This window comes from Arthrobacter sp. 05L421 (assembly GCF_056397785.1).
The window spans coordinates 1-22,385 of sequence record NZ_JBFTOC010000027.1 but is presented as its reverse complement, the minus strand read 5'-3'; the positions used below and the strand labels follow the sequence as shown (position 1 = coordinate 22,385).

The window sequence follows — 22,385 nt, the reverse complement described above, 5'->3', positions numbered from 1 at the left end:
CAGGTCCGTGCCGCAGGCTGGGTCCGGCCAGCTTCACGGCCCGGGGTGGAAAACGGTTACTGGGCGTCTTCGGGTTCAGTGCCGGCTCCTTCCGGGTCGGGTTCGCCGATGTCCCCGTCGAGTTTCCGGGCGATGTCGCCGGCAAGCGAGTCCCTGGCGGACTCGTCTTCGCCGCGGCCGTCCCTATCTTCATCTGGAATCTCAGTCATGAGGCCCAACCTAGCGGCAGTCGCCCGGCCTGTCGAGCAGGACAAAGCCGGGACGCTGCTGCCCGTCCGTGGAGTCGCCCGCCCGACGGGTCGGCCCGCACGATCATCCGGCTCGGGATGGGAAAGGCCGGACGGGGAATGTCGTACGGCTGCGATCGGCAGGATAATTTCCTTGCCAAGAATACTAAGCATGCTTATGGTTAGACCCTGCGGCTGCCACGCCGCGGGACGGGCCGGTCCGGCCATGAGGTATTCGGAGGCCGGTGTTTAAGAGGACGACGACATGCATCAGACCAGAGTGAGGAACTAGCCTATGTACCTGCACACCCAGCAACTGATCAACGAAATCGCCGTCGACGAGCCCGACCCTGCCGCAGCCAACGCCTTGCAGGAGGGCCTGGGCGGGCAGTTCGGCGAGATGCGCACCATGATGCAGTACCTGTTCCAGAGCATGAACTTCCGCGGCGACGCAGCCGCGAAGCCCTACAAGGACCTGCTCCAGGGCGTGGGTACCGAGGAGATCAGCCACGTCGAGCTGATCGGCACCACCATCTCCCGGCTGCTGGACGGGTCCCCCGAGTACCAGGGCAAGAAGACCGATCCCGTTGACCAGCCCGGAGCCAAGGGGGCCACGCCGCTGAAGATCGCGCTGGACACGAGCAACATCCACCACTACCTGGTCGGCGCGCAGGGGGCGTTGCCCGTGGATGCGGCCGGGAACCCGTGGAGCGGGTCCTACGTGTACAACAGCGGCAACCTTGTCCTGGACCTGCTGTACAACCTGATGCTCGAGTCCACCGGCCGGCTGCAGAAGTGCCGGATCTACGAAATGACCGAGAACAAGACGGCGCGGTCCACGATCGCCTACCTCATCGTCCGGGACCAGGCCCACGAGAATGCATTCGCGAAGGCCCTGGAAAGCCTCGGCGTGAACTGGGGCAAAGTGCTTCCGATCCCGAAGACCAACGCCGAGCAGTTCCCCGAGGTGAAGAAGCTCCTGGACAAGGGCCTGCAGAGCATCCAGTACACCTTCAGCGCAGACAACCTCAGCGAAGCGGGCAAGCTGTACCGTGGCGCATCACCCTCCAACGACGGCACCGAGCTGAGCACCGACGTCGCGCCGGACGGCTTCCCGATGAGCATTTCACCGGAACGCCGCGAGGAATTCTCGCCCGGGCTCGATCCTGACCTGCTGGCACTGATCCAGGCCACAGCAGAAGTGGAACTCAAGGACGCCGACAATCCCAGGGAACCCACGAAGGAACCCACGAAAGAACCCAAGAAGAAATAACCTGACGCAGGGAACCGCCTCCAAGGACACCCTTGGCAGGCAGCTCCAGAGGCGGCCCGCTTTCCAGCTGGAGAGCGGCTCGCTTCCGCATCCGTGCGGTGCTGGGCGCCGGGCTTGGAGGGGAAGGAGATTCTCTGCAGATGGCTGATCCGATCGGTTCCGACGTCCGCGTCGATGAGCTCGTGGGGCGGCTGAATGCATCGCCCCTGCCCAGGGGCGCGGACCGGTCGGGACCGGCCATGGTTCTCCTTCACGGCATAGGCGCATCCCACCGCTATCTGAACCGGCTCCATTGGCACTTGGCCGAATCAGCAGATACGTATTCGATCGACCATCCCGGCTTCGGCGGGACACAGAAACCGGGTCGTCGGCTGTCGGTCTCGGACTGCGCAGGCTTCATCCAGGCCGCCCTGGACCAGGCAGGCGTTGGCCCGTGCATCCTTATCGGGCGTTCGATGGGAACCCAGTTCGCCGTGGAAGCGGCCATACAACAGCCGGACCGCATCACCCAACTGGTTCTGATGGGACCCGTCGCCGATCACAAGCGCCGCACTGTCGCGCGGCAGGCCCTCGACCTGACAATTGACTGCCTCTTCTTCGAAACCCCGTCATCAAACCTCCTGGTCATGGCGGACTACACCCGGTGCGGCCCACGCTGGTACCTGACCAAACTGCCAGCGATGATGACCTATCCCACAGAGGAACGCAGCGCCGAGGTGGGCGTGCCGATCCTGTTCCTGCGGGGATCCCGGGATCCGGTAGCGTCCCGGGTGTGGTGCCGTCTGCTAGAGCAGCGCGCATGTGAATCCCGTGAGGTCCCCGGCTGCGGGCACGTCGTTCAACACACCGGTGCTGGAAAAGGTGCGGAGGCGATCCGGGGCTTCGACAGGGCGCCCGGCAGTGCGCGGGGAGCCCAGGCGTGAGCAGGGCAATCCGCAGGGCGATCTGGTGGATCCGCGACTACGCTTTCGCGGCCGGGTGGCAGGTCCGGGGTGCCTTGTCCCGCATCCCGGCCGACGCCTTCCACGCCGGGGACCGCAGCCCCATCGTGGTGATCCCGGGCGTATATGAGAACTGGCAGTTCATGCTGCCCCTGATTACAGCCCTGCACCGAGCGGGTCACCCCGTTCACGTCGTGACCCTTCTCCAACGAAACCGGCTGGACGTCCCGATCGCCGCCAGGCTCGTGGCCGAGCACATCGCTGCTGCCGACCTGGAGAACGCGGTCATCGTGGCTCACAGCAAGGGCGGGCTCATCGGCAAATACATCATGCTTGCCCTCGACCCGGACCTGCGCATTGACCGCATGGTCGCCGTTTGCACGCCCTTCTTGGGGTCGCGCTACGCCCGCTACCTGCTCATCCCCAGCCTCCGCGTTTTCTCGCCGCGCAACGCCCTGACCCTCCAAATGGCCGGGGAAGAAAGCATTAATCGCCGGATCACGTCCATCTACGGGGTTTATGACCCGCACATTCCCGAAGGCAGCGTCCTGCCCGGAGCCCGTAATATCCGGCTCGAGACGGCCGGGCACTTCCGGATCCTCGGCGATGAACAGACCGCCTGCACCATTGTGGAGCAGTTACAAATAGACCCTCCCCAGCAGTAAAGCCCTAAGCCGGAAGCTGGGGAGCACATCATGCTGCTCCCTGGGTCCGGCCACCGACTGTCAGGTTGATCGCCGGTCCCTTTCAATAACGCGGCGGGCGGTCACCGCATTGAACCGAACGCTCCGGGCATGTTTCAACGACAGCGTGCTCCCGGACACGCTGGATGGCCGGAGATGCGGACGACGCACCTGCCGGCCCCGTCAAGAACTCCGTGCTGTGCAGCCTTCTGGAAGGTGCGAGGGCCACCACCCCTAAATGGGACGGTCGCGGAGCGGCGTCGCGGAGCCCGAAGTTCCGCCGTCTGCGATATAGTCAGCAGGCTTAGGAATTGCAGTTCATGGAGTTTGCCCAGCCGGAGGACCCCGTTAGCGTGAGAGTTTCCCCTCCGGTGGTTCGCACCACGCGTGCTGGACATCTTGTTGGACGATCTAGGAGGAGCACGAATGGAAACCTGGCCCGGATCGGCGTACCCGCTTGGTGCCACTTTTGACGGAACCGGAACGAACTTCGCGTTGTTCAGCGAAAGGGCCGAGAAGGTCGAACTGTGCCTCTTCGATGATGAGGGCACGGAGACCCGGATTGAACTGACCGAAGTGGACGGCTACGTGTGGCACTGCTATGTGCCGCAGATCCAGCCGGGCCAGAAATACGGCTACCGCGTGCACGGCCCCTACGATCCCGGCGCGGGCAACCGCTTCAACCCGAACAAGCTGCTCCTGGACCCTTATGCAAAGGCCATCCAGGGCCAGATCGACTGGGATCCGGCGCTCTTTTCTTATAACTTCGGGGATCCCACCTCCAGCAATGATGCGGATTCGGCACCGCACATGATGATGGGCGTGGTCATCAACCCGTACTTCGACTGGGACGGCGACCGCCAACTGCGCATCCCCTACCACCAGTCGGTCATCTACGAGGCCCACGTCAAGGGCCTCACGCAGCTGCACCCAGAGGTCCCGGAGGAACAGCGCGGCACCTATGCCGGCGTGGCGCACCCCTCCGTCATCGCCCACTTGCAGAAGCTTGGCGTCACAGCGGTGGAACTCATGCCGGTGCACCAGTTCGTCAACGACGGCACCCTGGAAGACAAGGGCCTGAACAACTACTGGGGCTACAACACCATCGGCTTCTTCGCCCCGCAGAACAGCTACAGCGCCACGGGCGACGCCGGCCAGCAGGTTCAGGACTTCAAGGCCATGGTCCGGTCGCTGCACCGGGCGGGCATCGAGGTGATCCTGGACGTGGTCTACAACCACACGGCCGAGGGCAACCATTTGGGCCCCACCCTGTCCTTCAAGGGCATCGACAACGCGACCTACTACCGGCTCGTCGACGGCGACCTCAAGCACTACATGGACTACACCGGCACCGGCAACTCTCTTAACGTCCGCCAACCGCACTCGCTCCAGCTGCTCATGGACTCCCTGCGGTACTGGGTCACGGAAATGCACGTCGATGGGTTCCGGTTCGACCTCGCCTCCACCCTGGCCCGTGAGTTCTATGACGTGGACAAGCTGTCCACCTTCTTCGAGCTCATCCAGCAGGACCCGGTGGTTTCCCAGGTCAAGCTGATTGCCGAGCCGTGGGACGTCGGACCAGGCGGCTACCAGGTGGGCAACTTCCCGCCGCAATGGACGGAATGGAACGGCAAGTACCGCGACAGCGTCCGCGACTTCTGGCGCGGCGAACCGGCCACTCTCGGCGAGTTCGCCTCGCGGCTGACCGGCTCCGCCGACCTCTACGAACATTCCGGCCGCCGCCCGGTGGCGTCCATCAACTTCGTCACAGCCCACGACGGCTTCACCATGCGCGACCTCGTCTCCTACAACGAGAAGCACAACGAGGCCAACGGCGAAGGCAACAACGACGGCGAATCCCACAACAGGTCCTGGAACTGCGGCGCCGAAGGGGACACGGAAGATGACAAGGTCCTGACCCTGCGGGCGCGGCAGCAGCGGAACTTCATCGCGACCCTGCTGCTCTCCCAGGGCGTTCCGATGCTCCTGCACGGAGACGAGCTGGGCCGCACCCAGCAGGGCAACAACAACACCTACTGCCAGGACTCCGAACTGAGCTGGATCCACTGGGACAGCGTTGACCAGCCGCTGATCGAGTTCACGGCCGCCGTGAGCTCGTTGCGCGCCAAGCACCCCACCTTCCGGCGCAACCGCTTCTTCGACGGCCGCCCGGTGCGACGAGGGGAAGATGAGCCGCTGCCGGACATCGAATGGCTCGACCCCGACGGCAACATCATGCAGCCGGAGGACTGGGACAGCGGCTTCGGCCGCTCCGTTGGAATATTCCTCAACGGTGACGGCATCCAAGGAAAGGACAACCGCGGGCGCCCCATCACAGACGTCAACTTCATGCTGTACTTCAACGCCCACGACGGCCACGTCGATTTCAGGCTGCCCCCGGACGAGTACGCTCCGGCCTGGGATGTCATGATCGACACCGCCGGAGCCAGCGCCGACTCCGAACCCCTGGCGGCTGATGACAAGGTCACCGTCGCCGCCAAATCCCTCATGGTGCTGCGGGCCGCTGCCCCGGCCCCGGAGGAGGAACCCGACCACTCGGTCGCCGCCTCGCTCGCGGCGTTGACGCAGACGGCAACCTCCGAAACCGCGTCGCTCACCTCACCCGCCGTTCCCGAGCCCCAGGACACCAGACGGGCAGGCAAGCAACCCGGAGCGGGCACATGAGGGCACCCGCCTCAGGATCCCGCCGAACCATCGACCGGCGTGGGGCCGGCCATCCGAACGCTGTGCCATCACGTTCCGGCCAGTCTGCAACGCGTACCCGGCAGTTGAAACCCGCAGCCGGACGAGGGGACGGAGTCGGAGTGCAACCAAAAACCAGATGGGCGGACGCCGCTTGATTGGGGATCGGGGCCATCGCCTGCCGGCCGGCGCGTAAGCCTTAGTGCAACGTCGATGCGGCAGGAAACCGTTCCCCGGCGCTTCCCGGGGGTTGCCGCTCTGTGGTGCCGGTAGCTGGGGCAGAGACGAAAGGTGAATCACCATGACAGAGCCCGCATGGGTGCAGCACGCCATCTGGTGGCACGTGTATCCTCTCGGCTTCACGGGCGCGGAACCGACTTTGCTGGCCGGACAGCCGACGGTGCACCGCCTCCCCAGGCTGCACGCCTGGCTCGACTACGCACTGGAACTTGGGGCATCGGGCCTGGCTCTTGGTCCTGTGTTCACCTCAGAATCCCACGGATATGACACCACGGATTATTTCCGTATCGATCCCCGGCTCGGCGATGACGAGGACTTTGAAGAACTGATCAGGCAGGCTCACGCCCGCGGCCTGAAGGTTCTGCTCGACGGCGTGTTCAACCACGCCGGGCGCGGCTTCGGCCCGTTCCAACGGGTGCTGGCTGAAGGCCCTGCCGCACCCACGGCGTCGTGGTTTCGGCTGACCTGGCCCGAGACCGGATGGAAGCCCGGCAGCGTGCCTGGTTACGAGTATTTCGAGGGTCACCGTCACCTCGTCGCCCTGAACCACGACGAACCGGAAGTGGCCGGATTCGTTGCCGAGGTCATGAAGCACTGGTTGGGGCGCGGCGCGGACGGCTGGCGGCTGGACGCCGCCTATGCCGTTCCGCCGGCCTTTTGGAAGGCAGTGCTGGCCGACGTGCGCCAGGAGTACCCGCAGGCATACTTCGTGGGCGAGTACATCCACGGTGACTATCGCCGGGAAGCGGGCGCCGGCACGTTGGACTCGGTCACACAGTATGAATTGTGGAAGGCCATCTGGAGCTCCCTCAACGACGCCAACTTCTATGAACTCGCTGCAGCCCTGGAACGGCACAACGGCTTCCTCGAGACGTTTGCGCCCTTGACCTTCGTGGGCAACCACGACGTCACCCGCCTTGCCAGCAAGCTGACCAACGCAGATCAGCTCCCGCTCGCGCTGGCGGTGCTCCTGACCGTGGGCGGAACGCCCTCCATCTACTACGGCGACGAGCAGGCCTTCCGCGGCCATAAGGAAGACCGGGCCGGGGGAGACGACGCCGTCCGCCCCGCCTTCCCTGCCGAACCCTCCGAGCTGGCACAGGCCGGCCGGCCGGTCTACCACCTCCACCAGGAACTGATTGGCCTGCGCCGCAGGCACCCGTGGCTGCACAATGCGCGCACGAAGGTGGTGTCGCTCAGCAACGAACACCTTGTGTACGAAGCGAGCAGCAATGGCGCCGCCATCACGGTCGCCCTCAACCTGTCCGGCAAGGCCGCTCAACTGCCCGTTCCGTCATCGGCCCGCACCCTGCTGGCCGGCCCGGGAACAAGCCGCCGGCCCGCAATGAGGTCAACCTTCCCGGCTACGGCTGGGCCGTGCTCGGGACTGCAACCTAGGCCGCTGCACGCAGCACTTATCCCAGCTTTCCCCGGGATTCTCCACCGCGACAATGGGTTTCGACGATCCACCTTGACGTAGTAGCCGCCATCAATAGTCGATCGCCACCTGAGAAGGCTCAGCGAGTCAAGGCCTCACAGGAGCGGTCAAGGGATGAACTTTTCTGTCCGGTACCGATCAAACAGTTGCCGGAAGGAGTCATCGGTGCGCCGGTAGCCGGTGAAGCCGGCCACGCGGCTTTTGCCCATGTCCGCGAGGACCTCTAGGTTGCGTCCCAGGTCGGCGTCCGTGTGCCACCACGAGGCAATCCGCGAAAGGTCGGCTTCTGCCAAGCCGTGGGTGGCGGCAATCTGGGACCATACGGGTTCCATGCCGCGCATCTGTTCCTCGAGCGGACGCGGGGACCCTTCAATGCCAGCCGCTTCCACGCCAAAATAGGCAGCTATTTGCGGCCACATCCATCGCCATCGGAAGACGTCACCGTTGACCACGTTGTAGGCCTGATTGCCTGCTTTCTCGGTGGTGGCGGCCCAAATCATGTGCTCGGCAAGGAGGCCTGCGTCAGTCATGTCCGTGAGGCCGTTCCACTGCGTCTCGGAGCCGGGAAAGACGAAGGGCAGGCCCAGCTCTCTGCAGATGGAGGCTTGTGCCGCCAGGGTCAGCCCCATATTCATCGCGTTGCCCACGGCGTGGCCGATTACCGTGTGTGAGCGGTGCACGGACCAGCGGAATCCCTGCCGTTCTGCTGCTGCCCACAGTTCGTCTTCCTGCGCGTAGTAGAAGTTCGGGGCCGGGAGCCGCGGTTCTTCTTCGCGGAAGGGGGTCTCCGGGATGAAGCCCGCTCCGTAGGTCTCAAATGGGCCCAGGTAGTGCTTTAGACCAGTCATTAGTGCCACGTGTTCGACCGGGGCGTGGTGTAGTGCGCCGAGGAGGTCTCGGAGCATGGCTGCATTGACGCGGATGTTCCCTTGCTCGGTGTTCTGCCTGGACCAGGCGGTGAAGAAGATGTGCGTGGGTTTCTCGTCGCTGAGCGCCTGGGCAAGGCTGTCCGCGGACAGGAGATCGGCGGAAATGTGCCTGGCCCGCCCACCGGGAATGGGATTCCGGGACAGTGCAAGGACCGTCCAGTTTTCGCTCTGGCCCAGCTGTTCGACGATTGCCGAGCCGGCAATGCCACTGGCGCCCACAACCAGAGCTGTCTTGCTTTGAATGACGCCGGCATTGATGTCCACTGATGTCACGGGTGCCTGACTTTCTTGGTGAGGGGTTCGTACCGGAGATGGTTGGAAGCCACGCTTCGCTATTGACCACCCTTCCCAGCCATTCCATTGCCAATTGATCATCATAATCTCTGCTATCAGGTCTTTGACCCGCGGAGTGGCGGCCACGGTCAGGCAGGCAGCACACGGGCCACGCCCGGGGCGAGGACGGGACCGAAGCCGGTGATGAAGTCGATGATCCCCTGGTAGCCGGCTTGCGCGGCGGGGAATTCCTTGTCGGCCAGGCGCCGGGCGGGCGCGCACGCGACCTCTCAGATCGACCAGGTCGGGCTGAAAGTGGATTGCGAGAGGAACTGCCAGCACTCAAACTGGACCACAAGCGGACCACTGCACGGCGACCTGAATCGACGGAAATCAGCCACGGAAAGGACAACACGATGGATCCGACCTGGGCGGCACTCGAGGCACACTGGCGCACATCGGAAAGCGGGGATAGCGAAGCCGAACACGCTATCTATTCCGACGATGCGATCCTCGACTATCCCCAGTCGGGTGAACGCTTCCGAGGCCGAACGACGATTGCGGCGCAACGCGGTGGACACCCTGCCGAGAGGCATTTCACCGTGCTGCGGATCCTCGGAAGCGGGAATCTCTGGGTGAGCGAGTGCATCATCACGTATGACGGCGTGCCGACATACTCGGTGTCCGTCATGCAATTCGCTCAAGAGAAGGTAGTGCATGAGACGCAGTACTTCGCCGACACGTTTGGCGCCCCCGCATGGCGGATAGCAATCGCAGAGCCGATGCCGGGCCGGCAGATCGAGAGGGCGTGATTCCGACCCGAGGAGGGACGAGTAAAGCGGCCGCAATCGACCCGAACCACGTCCTGATCATCGGAGCCGGACCTGGCCTCGGGGCCGCTGTGGCCCGTCGCTATGCAAGAGAAGGGTTCCGAATCACGCTCGTCGCGCGCCACGAGGAGTCCCTTGCCGCTCTCGCCGACGAATTGCGCGCTTCCGGGGCCAACATCGACACCGTACTCGCCGACGCCGCCGACCAGAAGGCGTTCCGTATACGGCTGCAAGCCATCGCACAGATCGGCGGCCCAGGAATCGTGGTCTACAACGCTGCCCTGATCGCCAGGGACCGTGTCCTGGCCACGGACGCCGAGTATCTGATGGCCGCGTACAGCGTCGACGTGCTCGGCGCCATCACTGCTGCGCAGGTTCTCACGCCGGCTATGGCACAGGCGCGCATCGGCACGTTCCTGACGACGAGCAGCTGGCTCAGCCACGACCCGCAGCCCGAGCATGCGACCCTCTCGATCGGAAAGACCGCCCTGCGCGTGGTGACCCATTTGTTGCATTACGAGCTGGTCCGGCAGAACGTGCACGTCACCGGGGTCACCATCGCCGGAGACATCGCGGATGGAACAGCGTTCGCGCCGGAACTGATCGCCGAAGCCTACTGGCGGCTTCACGCTCAGCCGGCATCGGAGTGGAGCCCAGAGGCTGTCTTCGACGGCAACTGATCAGCTTCGCCGTGCAGGGTTCCTGCACTGCAGTTGCGGGTTCCAAATCGAAATACCCGACTGACACCGTGCCACCGCGGGTTGAATCCTCTCGGTCGGGGGTGGTGGTACTTCGATGGCCGCCGGGCCCGCGGCGGCCAGTTGAAACTGGGCCGCGTATGCGATGGCCCGTTCTCACCTCGCGTATGACGCCTGACGCCTGTGCCGGGCCTAGCCGGCTTCGCTCTGAATACGGTCCTTTACGCTTTGAGGCATGGATGAGCACGCGTCGTTGTCGGAGCGCCGGTCAGCGTGGTTCTCGGCAGTGTCAGTGATGCCGACCGTCGCGACGGCCGCCTGCCATCCGCCCAGGCCGGTGAGCTGCTGAGGAACCCAGACGTTCGCTGCCCCGTTCACCAGGTTCCACACGGCGGGGTGGACGCCTGCGCCCAGGTAGATACCACTGTTGGGATCCCGCTTGACCAGATCCGGCAGTGGTAGAACACCCATCAGTTGTGCAGATTGGTAGTCCGACAAGTTCCACGGCGGTGTTCCAAAGTAGTACCAACTGGCCGCGCAGACACCATACAGGTGGGGGCCAAACTGGGCGTAGTTCAGGTAGAGCTCCAAGGTCCGCTGGGGGCTCAATGTGTAGCTGAATTGGGTTGCCAGGACGGCCTCGATCCCTTTTCGGGCGGCGCTCTGATCGTCCCAGAGGAAGATGTTCTTGACCAGCTGCTGGGGGATGGTGGAACCACTCGGGTCGGGCTTTCCCTGGAAATACGCCTGTGCCCTGGCCTGGAAGTCTCCGAGGTCGAAGGCGCCGCTGCGGGTGCCGAGCTGTTCGTCTTCATGGGCGATGGTCGCGGCGAGCAGGTGCCGGCTGATGTGGTTGATCGAGACGAACTGGTAGACGTTAGGCTCGCCGGCCTCCAGCATGTAAGCGGTGCGGGGCGGGGTCACGCCCATGCTGAACGTGAAGGCAATGATCTGGATCAGAACCAGCGGGGCGATCAGGGCCAACAGTATCTTGCGGCGCCATTTTCGTTTAGGACGCTTGCGTGGCTGACCGATCGGAGAAACCGGCTGTTTGGCCTGATCCGGCTCTGTGGCAGGCCCCTGAGGCGTCAAGGTGTCCGGCACCGGGTAAGTAATGACTCTCGCCGGCTCCTCCCGCCGACCCGTTGTAGTCCTCTGGCCAGGCTGATCGAACTGAGAGACCGGCTGCTGGGCCTGATCCGGACCCGCCGCAGACCCGCTTTCGCGAGGCGCGAACGGGACTGGCACCGGGTAAATTACAACTTTAGCCGGCCCTGCGTCCGGACGGCCCGATCGAGGCAGTCGGTCCGACGGTATATGCCGCGGCGCGATTAGTGGTTTCGGGATGTCCATCGGTCTGCCTTCGCTGTTCGCCCCCGGCTACGCCCGTAGGGATAGAGGATGGGACGAAATTCTACCGGGCCGCCCCGAGTACTACTCTCAGCCAACTACGCAGGGGATTGTCGGGGAACCTGACCTCAAGGAACGGATCAGGCAGGAATTCCGGCAATACCGCGACATGGTGCGCTGCTGGGTCCCTCAAGAATCGCTTTGCCATGGTCGTGACCCATTTCACCCTTGTTCCCTTCTGCTGTTGATTACTCGGCGATGTCCTCCGCCCACAGCTCAGGGTGTTCGTCCTGGAAGGTGCGCATCATCTCGACGCATCGGGCATCATTCAACACCAGTACTTCGACGCCGCGTGAGCGCAGAAGATCGAATTCGCCGGGGAACGTCTCGGCCTCGCCCACCACCACGCGCGGAATCTTGAACTGGACGATGGTCCCCGTACACATCGCACACGGTGCCAGGGTGGTGTAGAGGGTCGTGTCCCGGTAGCTTTTCTGGCGTCCGGCAGCCCGCAGCGCAGACATCTCGCCGTGGGCGATTGGATCACCATGCTGGACACGCTCGTTGTGGCCGCTGGCAATTACTTCCCCGCCCCGGGCCAAGGCCGCGCCGATCGGGATGCCGCCCTCCCGGAGACTCTTTTGTGCGGCTTCGTAGGCAGCTTCGAACGCCGGGTCTGTGTTGGTTCGTTCAGTTTTGTTCATGGGTGCAGTCTAAATTGGCGGGCCTTTGTTGCTGTGGACCTGGAACTTGCTTACGGGCATGTTGATTGCGAACGTCGCGCACAGGTGTCTGGCCGCGTTTGGCTTACAGCCGGGTTTCGGCTCACCAGCTCATCTAGAGGCCGCGGCGCCCTACCCACAGGCCATGTAGCAGCGGGACCACCGACGCGATCATCAGCACGCTGCCGAGCACCATGTCGTCCGCTCGGACCACGGAACCTGCGATGAGCAGCGCTCCGAACACCAGCGCCGATACCGACCGCTGCGCCACGCGGCTAAGCCGTGCCACCTGCCGTTCGAGCCGCGGGTTGGCCACCGACAGCGAACCCTCCTCGATTCGGGTGAGAAGCCCATCCACCCGTTTGGGCAGACGTAAGGCGACCCCGGCGGCGTCGAACGCTTGCTGAGCCACGTCCTGCACGATGTTGCCGCGCTCGTCGCGGAGCAGCTGCCCCGCATAGGGTTCGACCGAGTCCCACAGATTGAACCGGGCGTCCAGCGAGCTGCACACGCCCGACGTCAGTGACATCGCGCGGATGATGAGCAGGAAGTTCTCCGGCAACTGAAAGGGCAACGAGCGAACCACGTCACCGAACTCCAGCGCAAAATCACGGAACTCCCGCGGGTCCACCTCACGAAGCTCGGCGAAGCCCATCCCGCCGAACCTGGCGAAGAGGTGCATCATGGCCCGCTCAAGCTCGGCCGTGTCGGCCGACGGCACCAGCACACCAACATCGCTGATTGCGGCCACCAACCCCTTGCCGTCACGCGAGGCGGCCGCGATCAGCAGCTTACGCAGGCCACTGCGCGTTTTGGGCGGCACCTCTCCCATCATGCCGAAGTCGATAAACGTCAGCTTCCATGGGCGCTGTGCGGATGAACCGGCATTCGGTGTGACAAAGATATTGCCGGGATGCGGATCGGCGTGGAAGAAGCCAGTCGTGAATATCTGGTCGAACATCACCGACGCGAAGACCGGGGCAACCTGCACGGGATCGATGCCAGCCGCAAGAAGGGCCGCCAAGTCCGTGATCTTGATCGCCGTAACATCTTCCAGCGTGAGCACGCGGCGGGTGCTCCGCTCCCAGACGACGTCAGGCACGATCATCCTGTCGTCGTCGTCAAAATCAGCGGCAAAGCGCTCTGCATTCGCCGCTTCATGGAGGTAGTCGATTTCCTCGAGGCTGGTCTGCGCAAACTCCTCGACCAGTGCCGGCAGGTCAGCGCGATCGGACACGAGGCGCACGTGGCTGAGCCAGCCGCCAACTTTGCGTAACGCGGCCAAATCGACGTCGACAACCGCGTCGATGCCCGGTCGCTGCACCTTCACCACTACGTTTTCGAGACCGGTGTCGGCTGCATCGGTGCGAAGAAGTTGGGCCCGGTGCGCCTGCCCGAGGGATGCGGCGGCGATTGGCGTTTCCTCGACCGAGGCGAACACCCGGTCCAGTGGCGCACCCAGCTCCGCCTCGGCAAGGGCACGGATTGCTGGAAACGGGACGGGGGGCGCCTCGTCCTGCAGCCCTTCCAGTTCAGCAGTGATCTCCGGCGGGAGTACATCGAGCCTGGACGACAGGAACTGACCAACCTTGATCATCAGACCGCCAAGGTCCACCGCGAGCACATGGAAGCGCTGCGCGAAGCGCCGCATCCTTTTGGTCCGGGTGCTTTCGGCAATCCTGGCCAGCCCGATGCGAGGGAGGAACAGCTCAAACCACCACGTGACCGCGAGATGCCAAGCGGCGAAGCGCAGGATGCGACGGTAACGGGCACGGGTGTTCCCGGCGCCGGGTACCGGATCCGCCCGGTCCCGGCGAACCGACGTCACCCTCGTCAGTCCTGGGCGAGGATCGCGTACAGCCGACGACGTGCCTCGTTGAGCACCGCCACGGCCTCCTGCACCTGCTTCGGGGAGCCTGTGCGACCCACCTGGGCAGCGGCCTGCGCGAGTTCGACGCCAGCCTTGGGCAGCGCCGCGAACCCTGTGCCTGATGCCGGACCCGTTGACGCCCAGAGCGCTGACGTATCGGCACCCGCTACCTCTTCCCGGCCTGCTTCCGTCAGCGAGTAAATCTTGCGCCCGTTGGATTCCTCGGCACTGATGAACCCCTCGTCGGCCAGCAGCTGCAGCGTTGGGTAGATGGAGCCGGCGCTCGGCTTCCAGCTGCCACTGCTGCGCTCCTCGATCTCACCAATGATCTGGTAGCCGTGCATCGGACGCTCCGCGAGCAGGGCCAGTATCGCCGACCGCACCTCGCCTCGACCCACGCGGGTGCCCGAGCGCTTCTCAAACCTTGAACGCAACTCCTCAACGGCCTGCCACATGCCGTCGATGTTGGGGCCGCCAAATCCGCTCGCCGGGTACGAATTACGCATCATGCTCTCCTCTGCGAGTCGCGAACGATAGTCAACGATACATCCGATATTCACAAAACCGACAGGGGGAAGCCGACCGCGGGGGAGTCACGCACGAGGTTCCCGCCGGTGTCGGCGACCGCGAGGAGTTGGTACATAAGCGGGAGCGCGATGCAATTGCACCCGGCCCTCGCCCAACTCATGGTCTACCCCGACCGAATCGACCCCTCTAACCAGGTCCCGACACTTACACAAAACACTTGGCAAGCTCACAGCTCGTCGGCAGGCTGTCCTACCTGAGAGACTCTCGGAGGTGCCGTCCGGTCCGATCACCCAGAGCTGACCGCTATACGCAGGTCCCCACCCCGTGACGGGGTTCGTCCTGCTCGGTTTTCTGGCCGGTGATTCCTACGATGCTGTCGCCCGGACGGCGGCTCGAGACATCACCGCCGCCGTGGTGGGGGTCGCGGTCATCGGGTCGATCATCTGGCGGGTACGCAAAGCACGACGCGAAGCCCGTGCCTTGACCGGTTCCGCGCTGGAGGCGGAACAATGACCGCCGGCGCGCCATGTTTGGCTGCCGTGGTAGCGGGTGCCAATCCGGCCCTCCAGTATCTGTCGTCGGATGACCGTGAACACTTCCATAAGTGTCTTGCATCGTCAGGCCGCAAGTGGCAGCAGTGGCATAGTCTCGGTGGTGTCCGATTAGGCGTCCGGGTGATCCGGCCGAGGAAACGGGGATGTCATGGCGAGCAGCAGAGTCAAGCGTGTTGTGGTGATGGTGCAGGAGAACCACACCACGGATAATTATTTCCGGGGCCTGGCACCGTATGGGGCCAACGTTGCACCGGACTGGCCCACTCAGGCCAACCCGCCCGCGTCGGATCAGCCCCACGACCGGCACGCCTACTACCGCTGGCTCACCGGGCAGCACAAGGCGACCCGAACCCAGTTCGACACCGCGACGACGATCCCGTTTTACGCGTATCTGGCGCTGACGGGGGCGTTCCTGGAAAACCATTGCAGCGGTTTCGGCACGAACTCGACGCCGAACCATCTGCTGATCGTTGGTGGCCAGTCACCGACGCTGCGCAATCCGTCCCGGGCCCAGCCGCCGCCGTTGTGGGACATGCCCTCGGTCCCGGGCCTCGCCGAGGACGCTGGCATCGGATGGGCCTGCTACACCGCGACCGGCGGCTACCCGGCCGGGTTCTACGAACAGCTCAGCGGCTCCAGAAATTTGATGCCCAGCACGCATTTCGTCCCTGACGCCGCCGCCGGGAAGCTGCCGCCTTTGACTTATCTGTGGCACGACTCGCCCGAGGACGAACACCCGACCGCCGACGTGACAATCGGGATGAATAAGATCTGGGAATCCGTGGACGCCGTGGTCAGATCCGGCGGTTGGGATGAGACGGTGTTCCTGCTGACCTGGGATGACTGGGGTGGCTGGGATGACCACGTCGCCACCCCCAACGTCGAGCACACTCCGGACGGGGTGCAGCTCGCGTACGGTCCGCGGGTTCCGCTGATCATGTTCGGCGGCCCGGTCAAGCCGGGCATCGACAGCCGCTGGTCCCACCACGCCGGCATCGCCAAGACCGTGATGCAGCTGCTGGGGCTGCCCAAGCTAGGTGTGGACCGTGTCGACAACGACCCCGGCCTCGCCGACCTCATTGACCCCGCCGTTCACAACCCCGCACCGCCCGCCTACGGGTCGACAGTCAGCCTCCCCGCTGCGCCGCAGCCGGACCGCAAACCCAAGCCTGTGCCCGCCCCGCCTACACCGACGTCCATTCCGGTGGCACCGGTGGTGCTGCGCGGCGGCGGCACGCTTCCGCCGCCGAACGATGTTCCCCTGATAACAACGAAGCCCTGAACGATGACCGTCCCACGAACGGAGCACTTTCATGTCTGAGCAGAACAACACCCCGAAGGCCGCCGAGCAAAGCGTCCCGCTTCCCGGTTCGGAACGTACGGCGGCTGCAGGGATCCAGGCCACGCACGGGCCCGTCGATCCTTCCCGCAGGATTGAGGTGACCGTGATTCTGCGCCGGCAGGAACCGCTGACGCAGATGCCCGCCGAACCGATGTCCCGCGACGAGCTCGCGGCCCGTCACGGGGCCTCCGCCGGGGACCTGGGCCTTGCGACCAGAACGTTCACCCGGCTCGGAGCCGAAGTTATCGAAGCGGACCCGGCCTCCCGCCGGTTGCGGCTGGCCGGAACTGTCGAACAGCTGAGCCGAATCTTTGGCACGAGCCTGGAGGAAGTGACCAGCAGCGGGCCCCACAGTCAGGACATCACCCACCGGCACCGGACCGGGGGCCTGCAGATCCCGGCGGAGCTGGACGGAATCGTCACAGCCGTCCTGGGCCTGGATGACCGTCCCCAGGCACGTGCGCAGTTCCATGCGGTCCCGCTGGCTGCGGCCGGGTCGAGCTACACCCCGCCGGAACTGGCCAGGATCTACAACTTCCCTGCCGGCGCCGATGGCAGCGGTCAAAGCGTGGCCATCATCGAACTAGGCGGAGGCTTCGGCCACGCGGACCTGGACGCATACTTCTCAAGTCTGGGGATCGCCGGGCCAACGGTGACTGCAGTGGGGGTCGACGGTGCTGCCAACCAGCCCGGGCAGGACCCGGCCGGGGCAGACGGGGAAGTCCTGCTCGACATCGAAGTCATCGGGGCCCTGGTACCGGCGGCGGACCTTCAGGTCTACTTCGCCCCGAACACTGACGCCGGGTTCCTCGACGCGATCATCAACGCCTCCCACGCCGCGCCGACACCGGTGGCTATCAGCATCAGCTGGGGCCAGAACGAGGACGACTGGACCGCCCAGGCACGGACCGCGTTTGATCAGGCCTTCGCCGACGCCTCGGCGCTGGGCGCGACTGTCACGGCAGCGGCGGGGGACAACGGCAGCGCCGACGCGGCTACGGACGGCAAAGACCACGCGGACTTTCCGGCCTCCAGCCCGCACGTACTGGCCTGCGGCGGCACCCGCCTGGAAGCCGACCCGGCCACGGGAACCATCACTTCGGAAACCGTCTGGAATGACGGACCGAACTCCGCCACCGGTGGCGGCTACAGCGACACGTTCCCCGTCCCGGCCTGGCAGCGCGGGCTGCCCGCCCACGCCCGCCGCCGCAAACCCGCACCTAAGCCCGCACACCGGCGTCATGGCCGCGGTGTCCCGGACGTCAGCGGCGTCGCAGACCCGCAGACCGGGTACAAGGTCAGAGTTGATGGCAAAGACATGGTCATCGGCGGCACGAGCGCCGTCGCACCCCTCTGGGCGGCCCTGGTTGCCTTATTCGCCCAGTCGACGGGCCGGCCGTTCGGTCAAATCCAGCCCCTGCTCTACAGCCGGACGGCCGGGTTCCACGATGTCACCACGGGAAACAACGGCACCTACCGGGCGGCGGCCGGCTGGGATCCCTGCACCGGGCTCGGCAGCCCCGACGGGACGGCCCTGCTCGCGGCGATCAACTCCGGTCTCTAACTTAGGGTGGCGCAAGGTGACGGCTGGCAATGGGATGCGGAGATGACCCGTCGAGATGCTCAAGCCCACACCTCGAGACAGGTGGGAAAAGGTCACTGTCTATGGATGATTTTCCGGCCCCGCATACGCCCATTACGACAAGGATAGGTTTCATCAGAGAATGCCCGGGGCCCCGGCCGGGATCGGCTCGTGACGTGCCACTTCGACCGGACGCTGGAGCAGCCCGTCGAGGGAGGCGTTGAGCCACTTGACCGGATTGCCGTGTTGTATGCTCACGTTCCACCTCGTCCCATCCAGTGTGTTGGTTCGTTTCCCGTCGCTACTCCACGCGGTTTTTCCGGGCAGCGGACATGACTGCCACTTCGTGGTCATTTCTGCCGGGTTTGGGGGTGTCTGATAGACACTGCCACCGGCCGCTTGGTCTGCGTAGCGTGGTGGATGTGGACAGAAAAGACGAAATCCGGGAGTTCCTGATCTCGCGACGCGCGAAGATTAGTCCGGAGCAGGCCGGCATCCCCAGTTACGGAGAGCTGCGCCGTGTGCCGGGCCTGCGCCGTGAGGAAGTGGCGCAGCTCGCCGGGGTGAGCACGGACTACTACACGCGGCTCGAACGCGGCAGCATCCGCGGTGTCTCGGACGCGGTGCTCGAGGCTGTCGCCTCTGCCCTTCAGCTAGACGACGCCGAGCGGGCGCACCTCATGGACCTGGCGCGGACGGCCAACACGCCGTCGCGTCGGGCGCCCCGCCGGCCACCGCAGCAGCGGGTTCGTCCGGGCGTGCTGCGGCTCCTGGATGGCATGACCGGAGTGGTGGCCCTGGTCCAGAACGGCCGTTCGGACGTGCTGGCCGCCAACCTGTTGGGCCACGCGCTGTACGCGGAGGTGTTCAACTCCGCCGTGCTGCCGGGGCCGGACACACCGGGGCGGTTGCCGAACCAAGCGCGCTACCTCTTCCTCGATCCGGGCGCGGCAGATCTCTACCCGGATTGGCGCGCGATCGCGGCTACCACGGTCGCGATGCTGCGGCTGGAAGCGGGGCGGAACCCGCACGACCGGGCACTGAATGAGCTCGTCGGTGAACTGACCACCGGCAGCGGGCTGTTCGCTGCTTTGTGGGCCGGGCACGACGTACGCATCCACACCACGGGGACCAAACGGTTCCACCACCGCGTGGCCGGGGATTTGTCACTGCAATACGAGACGCTCGACCTGCCCGGCGATGAGGGACAGACCCTGTTCACCTTCACCGCGGAGCCCGGCTCTGCATCCGAAAACGCGCTGGCCTTCCTGGCCAGCTGGGCGGCCTCGCCTCCGGCAACAACCACCGCGGGCGATTCCGCCGGCGAATCCACCATCCCGGAGATGCGCTCCTTCGCGCAACCAGGATCACAGAACCCAGGAAAGACAGAACCCTCACATGACTGAGCAGAACACCAACACAGAGCGGTACGACAACACGGCCGGCAAGAAGGTCTGGTTCATCACCGGCGCCGGCCGCGGCATGGGAACCGACATCGCCAAGGCCGCCCTGGCCGCAGGCCACGCCGTCGTCGCCACCGGCCGCAACCCGGAAAAAGTGATCCAGGCCGTCGGCGGCAACGAAGACCTGCTGGCCGTCAAGCTCGACGTCACCGACCCAGCCGATGCCACGGCAGCGATCCAGGCCGCCGTCGACCGCTTCGGCCGAATCGACGTGCTCATGAACAGCGCCGGCAACTTCTACGCCGGATTCTTCGAAGAGATCACCCCGGAGGACTTCCGGGCGCAGATCGAAACCACCATGTTCGGGCCCATGAACGTCACCCGCGCGGTCCTGCCAGTCATGCGGGCTCAGCGCTCGGGGCTGGTCGTCACGATCTCCTCCACCGCCGGCATCGCGGGCGGGGAGTTCCTCAGCGCGTACGCTGCATCGAAGTTCGGCGTGGAGGGGTGGGCGGAGTCCCTGGCCCCGGAGGTCGCCCCGTTCGGCATCCGCAGCATGATCGTGGAGCCGGGGTTCTTCCGCACCGAGCTCCTCACCCCGGAATCCACCAGCTACGCCGAATCCACCATTGAGGACTACGCCGAGCGCACCAAACAGACGGTTGCCGCGTGGAAGGGGATGGACGGACAGCAGACCGGGGACCCGGCCAAACTCGCCAACGTCCTCATCCAGCTCGCCGAACTCGATCAGCCGCCTCTGCGCTTCGCCGCCGGCGCCGACGCCGTCGGGCTCTTCGAAACCCGGGCCAAGGACCTCCAGAACCAGGCCGACGCCCACCGCGAACTTTCCAGCAACCTCGCCCGCGACAATGCCTGACACCCCTTATCGGCCCCGGCGTCCCTGAACCCCGGGCGTCGGCCGACCGACCAATTCAAGCAACTCCCGCAAAACTTCCTGGGACGCACGTGGCTAGCACCTGCCCAAAACCGGCCCCAGCCGACGTCCCGGGGCTGAAAAACACAGCGAAAGGAAGCACAGCATGAAGAACGCACGCCTCGGAGACCTGGAAGTCTCCCGCATCGGACTCGGCGCCATGACCATGGCCGGCACCTACACCAGCGAGGGCGCCCTGGATAACGCGGAGTCGATCCGCACCATCCACCGCGCCCTCGACCTCGGCGTCACCCACATCGACACCGCCGAGATCTACGGGCCGTTCCTAAGCGAGGAGATCGTCGGCCAGGCCATCAAAGGCCGCCGTGAGCAGGTGAAGATCGCCACGAAGTTCGGCCTGGTCTCCCATTCCGGCGGCGGCCCCGGCATGATCGACAGCAGCGCGGCTAACGTGAGGTCCGCCGTCGAGGGCTCCCTCAAGCGCCTCGGCACCGATCACATCGACCTGTACTACCAGCACAGGATTGACCGGGAGACCCCGATCGAGGAGACCGCCGGTGCGGTCGCGGATCTAATAACCGAGGGCAAGGTGCTGCACTTCGGGCTGTCAGAAGCCTCCCCGGAGACCATCCGCCGGGCACACGCCGTCCAGCCGGTCACGGCACTGCAGACCGAGTACTCGCTCTGGACCCGCGACGTGGAGGCGGAGATCCTGCCGCTGCTGCGCGAACTCGGCATCGGCTTCGTCCCGTACTCACCGCTCGGCCACGGCCTGCTGACCGGCCAGATCCGCTCCGTCGACGACTTCGCCGACGACGACTGGCGCAAGACCAACCCGCGGTTCACGGGCGAGAACTTCCGCCGCAACCTCGCGATCGTCGACGAGGTGAAGGCCATCGGCGCCGAGATCGGCGCGACCCCCGCACAGACCGCCCTCGCGTGGCTGCTGACCCGCGGGAACGACATTGCCCCGATCCCCGGCACCCGGCGGGTCTCCCGGGTCGAGGAGAACACCGCGGCCGACGGCGTCGAACTCACCGGCGACCAACTGGGCCGGCTGAACGCGCTCCGACCCGCCGCAGGGGAACGCCACGACGAGGCCAACATGGCCTCGATCGACCGCTGACCGCCGGACCAGCGCACGTACCGGCCCCGATGCCCACACAGAACGATTACCCCTACGGGCCCTTCGGTGAGAAGCAACGCGGACGCTACGTTGACTCCCACCTCTTCGGGACCGTCCGGCCCCGGCCCTTGCGTAACGAACGTCCTCAATACTCCGGTAGCCTCTGTGACGCTTTGTCCGGTGAGGTGTTGGATCTGGGCGACGCCTCCACTGACGCTCCGATGTCGCCTAGCGCGCCAGTGCCCGCCGTTTCGGAGCGCAGCCGCCCAGCTCATGGGTGTTGCCTCATCAGTCAGCCAGTCCTGCAGATAGCACGCCCTGACATGCCGGAGGGTACCGAGAAGTGCGTCGGGTCAAGGCTTAGCCCAGCAGGGAGACGGCGTGGGCGATCACGAGGGCCAGGAGAACGAATCCTCCGGCGGCTTCGAGTCCCATCATCATTTTGGCGCGGGGAGACAGGGGCATGGTGTCGGTGGGACTGAAGGCCATGGAGTTGGACAGGGAGAAATAGGTGTAGTCGACGAAGGAAGCGACCCAGCCGCTCTTGACTGAGGACCGCGTCGCAACTTCCGTGACGGCGTCGTGGTCTTCGTCCTGGGGAAACCGGAAGTCAGCAGCCGGGAGGTCGTCGCGGTGGGTATTCCGCCGTGCGACCGGTCCGCCGCGGTCCAGTTCCCAGAAGACCAGGGCGAACGCGATGACGTTTGTTACCCAGATCTGCAGTGCTGCCAGAAGGAGCGTGCGCCCGTCGCCGCTGCCGGAGTCGGTCAGCAGAATG

At 65.1% G+C, this 22,385-nt stretch carries 20 protein-coding genes and 1 pseudogene; 13 read left to right on the top strand and 8 right to left on the bottom strand.

Translation table 11 applies throughout. The features are described 5' to 3' along the window. Window positions 1-56 precede the first annotated feature (56 nt). Window positions 57-209, bottom strand: coding sequence for a hypothetical protein (locus tag AC1DKQ_RS20245; RefSeq protein WP_476920002.1), 153 nt, complete (start codon window positions 207-209; stop codon window positions 57-59). Window positions 210-522: 313 nt separating this feature from the next. Here AC1DKQ_RS20245 and AC1DKQ_RS20240 point away from each other — a divergent pair, with 313 nt between their 5' ends. The 5 genes from AC1DKQ_RS20240 (at window position 523) to AC1DKQ_RS20220 (ending at window position 7,547) form a co-directional block, all read left to right on the top strand. Next, window positions 523-1,500, top strand: coding sequence for a manganese catalase family protein (locus AC1DKQ_RS20240; protein ID WP_476920001.1), 978 nt, complete (start codon window positions 523-525; stop codon window positions 1,498-1,500). A 140-nt stretch (window positions 1,501-1,640) separates the two neighbouring features. Further along, window positions 1,641-2,423: an alpha/beta fold hydrolase gene (locus AC1DKQ_RS20235; protein ID WP_476920000.1), complete on the top strand. Its 783-nt coding sequence runs from the start codon at window positions 1,641-1,643 to the stop codon at window positions 2,421-2,423. Further along, a complete protein-coding gene (locus tag AC1DKQ_RS20230; protein ID WP_476919999.1) occupies window positions 2,420-3,106 on the top strand; it encodes an esterase/lipase family protein in 687 nt (228 codons plus the stop codon). The genes AC1DKQ_RS20235 and AC1DKQ_RS20230 overlap by 4 nt, the downstream gene beginning before the upstream one ends. A gap of 444 nt (window positions 3,107-3,550) precedes the next feature. After that, on the top strand, window positions 3,551-5,809 hold the full coding sequence (glgX, locus tag AC1DKQ_RS20225) for a glycogen debranching protein GlgX (protein WP_476919998.1): 2,259 nt from the start codon (window positions 3,551-3,553) through the stop codon (window positions 5,807-5,809). A gap of 319 nt (window positions 5,810-6,128) precedes the next feature. After that, complete coding sequence (locus AC1DKQ_RS20220; RefSeq protein ID WP_476919997.1) at window positions 6,129-7,547, top strand: alpha-amylase family glycosyl hydrolase; 1,419 nt, start codon at window positions 6,129-6,131, stop codon at window positions 7,545-7,547. Window positions 7,548-7,612: 65 nt separating this feature from the next. Here the strand turns inward: AC1DKQ_RS20220 and AC1DKQ_RS20215 are convergent, their stop codons facing one another. Then, on the bottom strand, window positions 7,613-8,698 hold the full coding sequence (locus AC1DKQ_RS20215) for an SDR family oxidoreductase (protein WP_476885577.1): 1,086 nt from the start codon (window positions 8,696-8,698) through the stop codon (window positions 7,613-7,615). Window positions 8,699-9,123: 425 nt separating this feature from the next. Between AC1DKQ_RS20215 and AC1DKQ_RS20210 the strand changes: the two genes are divergently transcribed. Both AC1DKQ_RS20210 and AC1DKQ_RS20205 read left to right on the top strand, forming a co-directional pair. Beyond that, window positions 9,124-9,519 carry a nuclear transport factor 2 family protein gene (locus AC1DKQ_RS20210; RefSeq protein WP_476919996.1) on the top strand — a complete coding sequence of 132 codons (396 nt, stop codon included), beginning with the start codon at window positions 9,124-9,126 and terminating at the stop codon, window positions 9,517-9,519. Beyond that, window positions 9,516-10,217 carry an SDR family NAD(P)-dependent oxidoreductase gene (locus AC1DKQ_RS20205; protein ID WP_476919995.1) on the top strand — a complete coding sequence of 234 codons (702 nt, stop codon included), beginning with the start codon at window positions 9,516-9,518 and terminating at the stop codon, window positions 10,215-10,217. The genes AC1DKQ_RS20210 and AC1DKQ_RS20205 overlap by 4 nt, the downstream gene beginning before the upstream one ends. A gap of 210 nt (window positions 10,218-10,427) precedes the next feature. Here AC1DKQ_RS20205 and AC1DKQ_RS20200 read toward each other — a convergent pair whose 3' ends face one another. The 4 genes from AC1DKQ_RS20200 to AC1DKQ_RS20185 all read right to left on the bottom strand — a co-directional run bounded on the left by AC1DKQ_RS20200 (window position 10,428) and on the right by AC1DKQ_RS20185 (window position 14,683). Beyond that, on the bottom strand, window positions 10,428-11,219 hold the full coding sequence (locus AC1DKQ_RS20200) for a biosynthetic peptidoglycan transglycosylase (RefSeq protein WP_476919994.1): 792 nt from the start codon (window positions 11,217-11,219) through the stop codon (window positions 10,428-10,430). 614 nt (window positions 11,220-11,833) lie between these two features. After that, entirely contained in the window at window positions 11,834-12,289 is a 456-nt protein-coding gene (locus AC1DKQ_RS20195; RefSeq protein WP_476885494.1) for a nucleoside deaminase, read from the bottom strand. 133 nt (window positions 12,290-12,422) lie between these two features. Further along, window positions 12,423-14,135 (bottom strand): ABC1 kinase family protein, encoded by a 1,713-nt coding sequence (locus tag AC1DKQ_RS20190; RefSeq protein ID WP_476919993.1) that lies wholly within the window; start codon window positions 14,133-14,135, stop codon window positions 12,423-12,425. Between the two features lie 5 nt (window positions 14,136-14,140). Then, window positions 14,141-14,683: a PadR family transcriptional regulator gene (locus tag AC1DKQ_RS20185; RefSeq protein ID WP_476920016.1), complete on the bottom strand. Its 543-nt coding sequence runs from the start codon at window positions 14,681-14,683 to the stop codon at window positions 14,141-14,143. Between the two features lie 346 nt (window positions 14,684-15,029). Here AC1DKQ_RS20185 and AC1DKQ_RS20180 point away from each other — a divergent pair, with 346 nt between their 5' ends. From AC1DKQ_RS20180 to AC1DKQ_RS20170, 3 genes are all read left to right on the top strand, one after another. Further along, complete coding sequence (locus AC1DKQ_RS20180) at window positions 15,030-15,218, top strand: hypothetical protein (protein ID WP_476919992.1); 189 nt, start codon at window positions 15,030-15,032, stop codon at window positions 15,216-15,218. Window positions 15,219-15,407: 189 nt separating this feature from the next. After that, complete coding sequence (locus AC1DKQ_RS20175; protein ID WP_476919991.1) at window positions 15,408-16,541, top strand: alkaline phosphatase family protein; 1,134 nt, start codon at window positions 15,408-15,410, stop codon at window positions 16,539-16,541. A gap of 31 nt (window positions 16,542-16,572) precedes the next feature. Continuing rightward, the gene (locus AC1DKQ_RS20170) at window positions 16,573-18,165 is read left to right on the top strand and encodes a S53 family peptidase (protein ID WP_476919990.1); all 1,593 of its coding nucleotides are present in this window, start codon (window positions 16,573-16,575) and stop codon (window positions 18,163-18,165) included. A gap of 153 nt (window positions 18,166-18,318) precedes the next feature. Here the strand turns inward: AC1DKQ_RS20170 and AC1DKQ_RS20165 are convergent, their stop codons facing one another. Then, window positions 18,319-18,441 (bottom strand): hypothetical protein, encoded by a 123-nt coding sequence (locus AC1DKQ_RS20165; protein ID WP_476919989.1) that lies wholly within the window; start codon window positions 18,439-18,441, stop codon window positions 18,319-18,321. 164 nt (window positions 18,442-18,605) lie between these two features. Here AC1DKQ_RS20165 and AC1DKQ_RS20160 point away from each other — a divergent pair, with 164 nt between their 5' ends. The 3 genes from AC1DKQ_RS20160 (at window position 18,606) to AC1DKQ_RS20150 (ending at window position 21,607) form a co-directional block, all read left to right on the top strand. Beyond that, entirely contained in the window at window positions 18,606-19,589 is a 984-nt protein-coding gene (locus AC1DKQ_RS20160) for a helix-turn-helix transcriptional regulator (protein ID WP_476919988.1), read from the top strand. Next, window positions 19,582-20,463, top strand: a complete 882-nt coding sequence (locus AC1DKQ_RS20155) for an SDR family oxidoreductase (protein WP_476919987.1) — start codon at window positions 19,582-19,584, stop codon at window positions 20,461-20,463. The genes AC1DKQ_RS20160 and AC1DKQ_RS20155 overlap by 8 nt, the downstream gene beginning before the upstream one ends. 163 nt (window positions 20,464-20,626) lie before the next feature. Further along, complete coding sequence (locus AC1DKQ_RS20150) at window positions 20,627-21,607, top strand: aldo/keto reductase (protein WP_476919986.1); 981 nt, start codon at window positions 20,627-20,629, stop codon at window positions 21,605-21,607. A gap of 360 nt (window positions 21,608-21,967) precedes the next feature. Here AC1DKQ_RS20150 and AC1DKQ_RS20145 read toward each other — a convergent pair. Further along, a pseudogene (locus AC1DKQ_RS20145) lies at window positions 21,968-22,385 on the bottom strand (hypothetical protein); the annotation flags it as partial.